Annotated in this window: 6 protein-coding genes and 1 pseudogene; 1 reads left to right on the top strand and 6 read right to left on the bottom strand. The window is 74.9% G+C overall.

Going from position 1 to position 9116, the window contains the following annotated elements; all coding sequences use genetic code 11:
• Positions 1 to 30: 30 nt before the first annotated feature.
• A pseudogene (locus ABZS66_RS58450) lies at positions 31 to 717 on the top strand (DUF2142 domain-containing protein); the annotation flags it as partial.
• A gap of 262 nt (positions 718 to 979) precedes the next feature.
• Here the strand turns inward: ABZS66_RS58450 and ABZS66_RS58445 are convergent.
• From ABZS66_RS58445 to ABZS66_RS58420, 6 genes are read right to left on the bottom strand one after another with little or no spacing between them, the layout of a single operon-like run.
• Positions 980 to 2065 (bottom strand): LLM class flavin-dependent oxidoreductase, encoded by a 1086-nt coding sequence (locus ABZS66_RS58445; RefSeq protein WP_354773133.1) that lies wholly within the window; start codon positions 2063 to 2065, stop codon positions 980 to 982.
• Positions 2062 to 3831, bottom strand: coding sequence for an ABC transporter ATP-binding protein (locus tag ABZS66_RS58440; RefSeq protein WP_354773131.1), 1770 nt, complete (start codon positions 3829 to 3831; stop codon positions 2062 to 2064). Before ABZS66_RS58440 ends, ABZS66_RS58445 begins: the two co-directional genes overlap by 4 nt.
• Positions 3821 to 5593, bottom strand: a complete 1773-nt coding sequence (locus ABZS66_RS58435; protein WP_354773129.1) for an ABC transporter ATP-binding protein — start codon at positions 5591 to 5593, stop codon at positions 3821 to 3823. Before ABZS66_RS58435 ends, ABZS66_RS58440 begins: the two co-directional genes overlap by 11 nt.
• Positions 5586 to 7238 (bottom strand): ABC transporter ATP-binding protein, encoded by a 1653-nt coding sequence (locus ABZS66_RS58430; RefSeq protein ID WP_354773127.1) that lies wholly within the window; start codon positions 7236 to 7238, stop codon positions 5586 to 5588. Before ABZS66_RS58430 ends, ABZS66_RS58435 begins: the two co-directional genes overlap by 8 nt.
• The gene (locus ABZS66_RS58425; RefSeq protein WP_354773125.1) at positions 7235 to 8059 is read right to left on the bottom strand and encodes an ABC transporter permease; all 825 of its coding nucleotides are present in this window, start codon (positions 8057 to 8059) and stop codon (positions 7235 to 7237) included. The genes ABZS66_RS58430 and ABZS66_RS58425 overlap by 4 nt, the downstream gene beginning before the upstream one ends.
• Complete coding sequence (locus ABZS66_RS58420) at positions 8056 to 9048, bottom strand: ABC transporter permease (RefSeq protein ID WP_354773123.1); 993 nt, start codon at positions 9046 to 9048, stop codon at positions 8056 to 8058. Before ABZS66_RS58420 ends, ABZS66_RS58425 begins: the two co-directional genes overlap by 4 nt.
• Positions 9049 to 9116: the final 68 nt, after the last annotated feature.

Genomic DNA, 9116 nt, shown 5'->3' with positions numbered 1-9116 from the left:
CTCGGCAGCCGGCTGCTCGCGGTCGGTGTCGTGCTCACCGCGACGCCGATGGCGGCGAACCTGGCCGGCTCGGTCAACCCGAACGGCCTCGAGATCGCCGCCGGCGTCGCCGTCTGCTGCGCGCTGCTCGCCCTGCTGCGCACGCCCGGCGCGCGGCTCGGCGACCGCGCCGTGCGCCGCCTGCTGGTGCTGGTCGGGGCCGGCTCGCTGGTGCTGCTCACCGTCCGTCAACTCGGTCCCGCGCTGCTGTTGCTCATCGTGGCGGTGTGCGCGACGCTCGCCCGCCCCGGCCGGATCGCCGAGCTGTGGCGGCGCCGCGACACCCGCTGGGTCGTTGCCGGCTCGTGGTCGCTCGGCCTGGCCGGTTCGCTCGGCTGGATGGTGTACTCCGGCGTGGCCGGCGTCGCCCCGGTCGTCCGCGACGCGCAGCACCTCGCCCCGTTGCGGCTGGCGCAGGTCCTGGCCACCCGGCGCATCCCGTTCTATCTCAAGCAGGTCGTCGGCCAGTTCGACTACGGCGAGACCAAGCCCCCGCTGGTGGCCGTCGCGGCGTGGTACCTGCTGGTGGGCGCCGTGGTGGTACCGAGCCTGGTCCACGGCGGCCGCCGCCTCACCCTCGTCGCCGCCTCGCTCGGCGCCGCCTGCATCGGCCTGCTCGTGGCCCTGGAACTGCACTATCTGCCGACCATCGGCTGGTTCGCGCAGGGCCGGTACGCGATGCCGGCAGCCGCCGGCGTGGTGCTGTGCGCCGCAAGCGCGCCGCAGTTCGAGCGCCGGCTGGCCCGGCGGCACCGGTTACGCCCCTACTGCACCGTCCTGACCGGCGTGGCCGCGGCGCTGCACCTGTACCTGCTGGCATTCGTGATGACGCGGTTCCAGTCCGGCCCGGGTGCGCGCCTCGACCCGTTCACGGGCGCCTGGCGGCCACCGGCCGGCACGCTCCTGCCGCTGCTGGCGGTCCTGGCCGGCGGCACGATCCTCACCGTGCTGGCCGCGGCAGTGACCGGGGCGCGGTCTCCGGGCTCCAGCCGAGGGCCGGCGCCACGGTCCGGGCCAGGTCTTCCAGCAGCCGCACGTTCTCGGCCAGCCCGAAGGCCGGCGGCAGGAACAGCACCAGCTCGTCGGCCGCCGCCAGCCCGGGGTCGGACAGCACGGCCGTGACGACCGCGTCGGGCTCCCCGTGGTACACCGGACTCATCACCATGCCCGTGGGCAGCCGCGCGGACAGCGCCGGCTCCAGGGCGCCGGACGGCCGGGACGCGGCCGGGCCCTGGGTGCGCCGCTGCCGGTCGTAGGCGGCGTACGTCTCGCGCAGCGCCGCGGTCGGTCCCGGCAGGACCGAGGCGGCGACCGCGACCGGGGGCGGCGGCGTGCCGTGCGCGGCCACCCACGCCGTCCGGTAGGCGCCGATCAGCCGCGCCTGGTGGCCGGGGAACGTCTCGCCGGCCGGGACGTCGTGCAGGATCGTCCCGGTGATCAGCCGCAGCCCCTGCCGCGCCGCCGTCACCGCCGACGCGATGCTGCCCGAGCCGTACCAGATCCGCTCCCGCAGGCCCGGGCTGGGCGGGGTCACCCGCAGCTCGGTGCCGACCGGCGGCCCGCCGACCCCGCGGCGCTCGGTCACGGTGTGCAGCGGCTCCCCCGCCACCGCCGACAGGAACCGGGCGAGGCGCCGCTGCCCCTCGGTGCGGGCGTCCGTGCCGACCGCACCGAACACGTCGTCCCACACGTCGGTACCGCTGGAGAAGGCCAGCTGCAGCCGGCCGCCGATCAACAGGTCGGCGGTGCAGGCGGCCTCGGCGAGCAGGACCGGTTCCTGGTAGCGGGCCGGGATGACGGCGCTGCCGAGGGTGATCCGCGTGGTGTGCTGGCCCGCGGCGGCGAAGAACGGGATCGGCGCGGACAGGTAGTTGTCGAAGTGCCGCTGGTACGCCCATCCGGACTGGTAGCCGAGCGCCTCGGCGGCCTGGAACAGCTCGATGCCCTCCCGCAGGCCGCGCGCCGCCTCCCCGGTGGGGAACGAGACCCGGGTGTTGAAGCCGAGCCGCCGCTGTCCGTGGTTCATGTGGTTCCTCCTGTACTGCGGGCCGGTCGCGCCCACGCCGCAACGAGGTCGGCGTACGGGCCGGGCCGCGCGGCCAGCTCGCGGTGGTGGCCGCACTGGACCAGCCGTCCGGCGGCGAAGACCAGGACCCGGTCGGCGGTCTCGGCGGTGATCATGCGGTGGGCGATCGACACGGTGGTGCGGCCACGGGTCAGCACGGCCAGCGCGCGCTGCACCGCGACGTCGGTCGCCGGGTCGACGCCGGACGTCGCCTCGTCGAGCACCACGAGGTCCGGGTCGACCAGGGCGGTGCGGGCCAGGGCGACGAGCTGCCGCTCGCCGACGGAGAGGCGCTCGCCGCGCAGGCCGACCGGGGTGGCGAGGCCGTCGGGCAGCGTGGCGAACCACTCGGCCAGCCCGAGCTCGTGCAGGATGCGCCGGGCGTCGGCGTCGGTGGCGCCGGGCGAGCCGAGCCGGACGTTCTGCCCGAGGGTGCCGTCGAACAGGAACGGGTCCTGCGGGACGATGACGACCCGGCCGGCCAGGGACGCGGTGGCGAGCCGGTCGAGCGGCACCTCGCCGAGCTCGATCGTGCCGCCGGCCGGTTCGAGGCGGCGGGTGAGCAGCTTCGCGAACGTGGACTTGCCGGAGCCGGTGCGGCCGACGACGGCGACGTGCTCACCCGGCGCGATGCGGGCCGTCACGTCACGCAGGACGAGCGGGCCGTCGCCGTAGCGGGCCGAGACGTGCGCGACGTGCACGCCGACCGGGCCGGGCGGCAGCGCGACGCCGTCGCCGGACTCGGCGCTCGGCGTCGCCACCAGCTCCAGTGCCCGCCGGGCGCCGGTGAGGGCGTTCTGCGCCTCGCCGAGGCTCTGCACGAGGAACTGCAGCGGGCGGACGAAGAACCCGACGAGGAAGACCATCGCGACGACCTCGCCGGCGCTCAGCCGCGGCGTCGCCGGGTCGCCGGCCAGCGCCCACCAGACGCCGCCGAGCAGCACCGTCACCGTCATCGTGGAGATGGCCAGCTCCCCGAGCGAGGTGTTGGCGTGCAGCGGCACGAGGGTGCGCACGAGGCTGTCCCGGGCCCGGTCGACGGCCGCGTCGAGCCTGGCCCGGGCCCACTCGCCGGTGCCGGTGGACCGGATCACCGGTACCCCGGCGACGGCCTCGGTCACCGCGCTCTGCAGCCGGGACAGGTCGCGCCGGGCCCGTTCGTAGCGGCGGGCGATCACGCGCTGCATGCCCAGCATGGCGCCGAACGCGAGGACGGCCAGGATCAGCACCGGCAGCGCCAGCAGCCAGCTGTAGGCGAACATGAGCGCGGTGGCGACGACCAGCTGGGCGGCGCTGGTCAGGAACTGGACCCCGCCGCCCTGCAGGAACGTGGTGACCTGGTCGACGTCGCTCGTGAGCCGGGCGGTCAGGTCGGCGCTGGGCAGCCGGTCGGCGGTGCTCGCGGCCATCTCGTGGACCCGGCGCAGACCGGCCCGGCGCACGCCGGCCAGCGCCTCCTCGACCCGGTCGTGCAGCCGCCGGTTGAGCAGCGTCGAGGCGGTGCCGGCCAGCAGGACCGCCGCGGCGCCGACGGCGACGGCCGGGCCGACCGTGTCCGGCGCCAGCCCGGCGTCGATGGCGTGCTGGACGCTCAGCGGCGCCACGACCCGGCCGAGGCCGGCGAGCAGCGCGAGGAGCACGGTCAGCGGCAGGCCCCGGCGCAGCCGTGGCGAGACCCGCACCGCGACGGCAGCCAGGGCGCGCGTCCCGGCCCGCTCAGCCGACACGGTGCCGCTCCCCCGCGGTGACGATCCGGCGGTACTCCTCGACGGCCAGCAGCTCCTCGTGCGCGCCGGCCGCGACGATCCGCCCGGCGTGCAGCACCACGACCTGGTCGGCGAGGGTGACGGCGGCGGGCCGGCTCGTCGCCAGCAGCACGGTGGTGGAGGTCAGTTCGGCCAGCCCGGCCAGCACCTGGCGCTCGACGCGCGAGTCGAGCGCCGACGTCGGGTCGTCGAGCACGAGCAGCCGCGGCTCCCGCAGGACGGCCCGGGCCAGGCAGATCCGCTGCCGCTGGCCGCCGGAGAGGGTCGCGCCGCGCTCGCCGACGACGGTGTCGAGCCCGTCGGGCAGGCCCCGCACGATCTCGTCGGCGGCGGCGATCCGCAGGGCGTGCCAGAGCTCGGCCTCGGTGTACGGGCGCCGCTGCCGGGGATGCCCGGCGAGGCTCAGGTTGTCGCGGATCGACTCGGCGAACAGGAACGAGGTCTGCGCGACGACGGCCACGTGCTCGGCCACCGCGTCCCGGGTGAGCTCGCGGACGTCGACGCCGTCGAAGCGCACGGACCCCCCGGTCGGCTGGTCCTGGCCGGCGGCGACGTCGAGCAGCGTGGTCTTGCCGGAGCCGACGGCGCCGACCACGACGGTGACCGTGCCCGGCTCGAGGACCAGATCCACGTCGTGGAGGATCGCCTCGACGGTCACGCCGCACAGGTCGGCCCGCAGCGGGTGCCCGGCGGTCAGCCGCCGGCCGCCGGGGCGCGCCGCCGCCGGGTGCTGCAGCACGGCCTGCACCCGGGCCCGGCCCGCTCCGGCCATCGGCAGCATGGACAGGAACCGGCTGATCACGTTGAGCGGGATGGAGATGGTGATCAGCAGGTACACGACGCCGACCAGGTCGCCGACGGTGAGGCCGGCCTGCCCGGCCCGCGGCGCGGCGGCGGCCAGCACGGCGAGGACGGCCGCGGTGGGCAGCAGCTCCAGCAGCGGGTCGAAGACCGAGCTGACGGCGGCGATGCGCAGGTTCGCCGCACGCAGCCGCTGCACGCCGGGGGCGAACCGGGCGTCCTCGTGTCCGGCCAGGCCGAGGCTGCGGACCACCGGGCCGCCCTCGATCGACTCGTGCGCCAACCCGCCGACGACGCCGCGGGCCGCCTGCGCGTCCCGCGCGCGCGGCGCGAGCAGCCGCTGGTACCCGGCGTTGAGGGCGAGGACGAGCCCGACCAGCACCAGCCCGACCAGGCCGAGCACGAGGTCCCGGACGAACAGCTCGGTCAGCGCGAGCAGCAGCATGAACACCATGCCGGCCGCGAAGTACGCGAACTGCATCGGCGACCACAGCGCGTCGACGTCCGACACGGCGTGGGCCAGCAGCCGGCCGGGCGGGTGGCGGCGGTGCCAGCCCGGCTCCAGTTCCAGGTAGCGGCGCACGACGGCCCGGCGGGTCTCGGCCTGGGCCCGGTACTGCACCCGGCCGGTGGCCAGGCCCCGCACGAAGATGGTGGCCCAGCGCACCGCCGAGATGCCCATGATGAGCAGCGCGCTGACCCACCACGCGCCGGCCGGCACCGGCCGGCCGGACAGGGCCGGCACGACCAGGTGGTCGGTGGACCAGCCGACGGCGGCCGCGCCGAAGACCATCGTGGCGCCGTTGAGCAGGCCGGTGACCGTGGCCAGCCAGGCCGGCCCGGGGTTGGCCCGGGCGCCGGCGAACTGGGCGGCCAGCGCCGACGCCCGGCGGGTGTCGGGCAGCGGGGGCCGTTCAGGCATGCACGTCCGCCGTCGGTCGCCGCACCGCGGCCCGGCCGGGCACGGCGTCGATGAGCTCCTGGGTGTGCGGGCTCCGCGGGTTGCTGAAGACCTCGGCGACCGGCCCCTCCTCGACGATCCGGCCGCCGCTCATCACCGAGACCGTGTGCGAGATCTCGGCGACGACGGCCAGGTCGTGGGAGACGAACAGGTACGACAGGCCCAGCGCCGCCTGCAGGTCGACCAGCAGCCGCAGGATCTGGTCCTGCACCAGGACGTCGAGGGCCGAGACGGGCTCGTCGAGCATGAGCAGCCGCGGGTGCAGCGCGAGGGCGCGCGCGATCGCGACGCGCTGGCGCTGGCCGCCGGACAGCTCGCCGGGGAGCCGGTCGAGGTAGGTCGCGGGCAGCCCGACCTGGTCCAGCAGCTCGAGTGCGCGGGCCGTACGGCTGCGCCGGTCGCCGACCCGGAACGACACCAGCGGTTCGGTGATCGACTGCCGGACGGTGAACTTCGGGTCGAGCGCCGCGAACGGGTCCTGGTGGACGAGCTGGGCCGTGCGCCGCAGCGGCCGCAGCTGGTTCCAGCTCAGGCCGGTGATCTCGGTGCCGTCGAGCACGATCGACCCGCTCGTCGCCGCCTCCAGGCCGAGCGCGATGCGCAGGGTCGTGGTCTTGCCGCAGCCGGACTCGCCGACCAGCGCGTGGGTCTGCCCGCGGCGCACCGTGACGCTGACCCGGTCGAGCGCGTTGAAGCCGCGCCGGCCACGCTGCAGGTCGTTGACGGCGAACGTCTTGCTCACGTCGGTGAGGGTGAGCACCGGCTCGGGCCGCTCCTCGGCGCGCACGTCGAAGCGGGGCACGAGCCGGCCGCCGTGGGCGAGGCGCGGCGCGGCGGCGATGAGCCGGCGCGTGTACGGCTCCCGCGGCGCCGTGAGGATCGTGCCCGGCTCGCCCTCCTCGACCTTGCGGCCCTCGTGCATGACGAGCACCCGGTCGGCGCGGTCCGCGGCCACGGCGAGGTCGTGGGTGATGATGAGCAGCGAGATGCCCTGCTCGCGGACGAGCCCGCCGAGGTGGTCGAGGATCCGCCGCTGGACCGTGACGTCGAGGGCGCTGGTGGGCTCGTCGGCGATGATCAGTTTCGGTCGCCCGGCCAGGGCGGTCGCGATGAGCACCCGCTGGCGCAGCCCGCCGGACAGCTCGTGCGGGTACTGCCGGGCGCGCAGTTCGGGGTCGGGGACACCGGCCTGGTCGAGGTACTGCACGGCTTCGGCGTGCGCCGCCGCCCCGGTGATCCCGCGGAGCCGGACGACCTCGGTGAGCTGAGCGTCGATGCGCTTGGTGGGGTTGAGCCCCACCATCGGGTCCTGCGGGATCAGCCCGACGACCGAGCCCCGCAGCCGGCGCAGGGTGCGCTCCTTCGCCCCGGCGATCTGCACGCCGTCCACGAGCGCCGACCCGGCGGTGATCCGCCCGTTGGCCGGCAGGAGCCCGATGACCGCGTTGGCGGTCGTGGTCTTGCCGGACCCGGACTCGCCGACGATCGCGACGACCTCGGCCGCGTTGACGGTCAGGTCGAGCCCGATGACGGCGGGGGTGATCCTCCGGTGCCGGGTGTACCCGATGTCGAGTCCCGTGATCTGCACGAGTGGGTCGGCGGTCAACGTGTCAGCTCCTGCATCGTCTTGGAGATGTGGTTCAGGCTGAGCACCAGCAGCGCGACGAACAGGCCGGGCAGCAGGCTCAGCCACCAGGCCGTCACGAGGTAGTTGCGGCCGTCGGCGATGAGCGTGCCCCACTCGGCGGCCGGCGGCGCCGCGCCGAAGCCGAGGAAGCTCAGCGAGGCGATGGCGATGATCGCCACGCCCGCGTCGAGCACGGCGAGCACCGCGACCGGGCCCCACGAGTTGGGCAGGATGTGGCGCAGCAGGACCCGCGGCCAACTGGCCCCGGCGCCCCGGGCGGCCTCGACGTAGGGCAGCGTCTTGACCCGCAGGACCTCGGCGCGGGTCGTCCGGGCGAAGCCGGGCACGATGCCGACGCCGACGGCCACCGCGACCGGGATGGTGCCGTAGCCGAGCGCGGTGACGATCGACAGTGCCAGCAGCAGGCCCGGAATGGCCAGCAGCACGTCGACGACCCGCATGAGCAGCGCGTCGGCGCGCCCGCCGAAAAAGCCGGAGACGACGCCGAGGGTCAGCCCGGCGACGAGGGCGATGCCGAGGGCGAGCACCGTGGCCTGGATCGTCAGCGGCGAGCCGTACAGCACCCGCGTCCACAGGTCCCGGCCGTAGCTGTCGGTGCCGAACGGGTGCCCGAGGCTCGGCGGGAGGATCGCCACCTCGGGATGCGTGTCGTACGGGCCTTCCGAGGTGAACAGCCGCGGCCAGAACGCCGAGACGACGACGAACAGCACGTAGCCGGCCGCGACGAGGAACAGCGGCTTGCGGACCAGCTGGCCGGTGGCCGCCCAGAGGTTGCTCACAGCGCCCCGCCTTCGGTGGCGACCGCGGCCGCCGGCGGGCGGGTCCGGGCCGTGGTGTAGGAGATCCGCGGGTCGAGCAGCGGGTAGAGCAGGTCCACGACGAGGTTGACGAGAACGAAGATGCTCGCGGCGATGGTCACCACGGCGAGCACGACAGGCACGTCCTGGGACAGGACCGCCTGCTGGGCGAGGTTGCCCATCCCCTCCCGGGTGAAGACCGTCTCGATCACGATGGAGCTGGTCACGCTGAGCCCGACGAGCACGCCGAGGATCGTCATCGCCGGCAGCGCCGCGTTGCGCAGGGCGTGACGCAGATGGACCGCCGTGCGGGACAGGCCCTTGGCCCGCGCCGTGGCGATGTAGGGCAGCCGCAGCGTCTCGTCGAAGGTCTTGATGAGCACCTGGGCCAGCACCGACGACGTGAGCACCGAGATGGCCGCGACCGGCATCACCAGCGACGCCGCGCCCTGCGTGCCGTTGGCCGGGAACCAGCCGAGCTGGAAGGAGAAGAGCTGGATCAGGAACAGCGCGATGAAGAACTGCGGGAACGAGGCGCCCAGCGCCGGCAGCCGGGTCAGCGCCAGCCGCAGCGGGTTCCAGCGCACGAAGGTCGCCAGGTAGGCCAGCGCGGTGCCGGCCACCAGCGACACCGCGGCCGCGCACAGGCTGAGCAGCAGCGTCTGGCCGATGCGCTGCCCGATGAGCTGGCTGACCGGGACGCCCTGAGTCAGCGACGTACCGAAGTCGCCGCGCACGAAGCCGGACAGGTGGTGCCAGTACTGCAGCCAGATCGGCTCGTCGAGGCCGAACTTGTGCCGCAGCCCGGCGACCTGCTCCGGGGAGAGGCTGTCGGGCTGGATGCCGGCCGCGGCGAGCTGCAGCTCCATCGGGTCGCTCGGCAGCAGGTAGAGGATCGCGAACGTCAGCGTGAACGCCGCCCACAGCACGACGACGGCCTGGCTGATGCGTCCCACGATGTACCGGATCATCGGTCTTGGGCCTAGGACCTGCTGGAGTACACGGTCGACCGCTCGCCGCACAAGCAGGGCATGTTCCT

Source organism: Dactylosporangium sp. NPDC005572, from assembly GCF_040605515.1.
Taxonomy (GTDB): domain Bacteria; phylum Actinomycetota; class Actinomycetes; order Mycobacteriales; family Micromonosporaceae; genus Dactylosporangium.
This window is presented reverse-complemented; position numbering and strand designations above follow the sequence as displayed.

What these genes read in the sequence shown, in the direction of transcription:
- ABZS66_RS58445 (WP_354773133.1), bottom strand. Translation starts at nt 2,065, where the DNA reads ATGAACCACGGACAGCGGCGGCTCGGCTTCAACACCCGGGTCTCGTTC.
- ABZS66_RS58435 (WP_354773129.1), bottom strand. Translation starts at nt 5,593, where the DNA reads ATGCCTGAACGGCCCCCGCTGCCCGACACCCGCCGGGCGTCGGCGCTG.
- ABZS66_RS58420 (WP_354773123.1), bottom strand. Translation starts at nt 9,048, where the DNA reads ATGATCCGGTACATCGTGGGACGCATCAGCCAGGCCGTCGTCGTGCTG.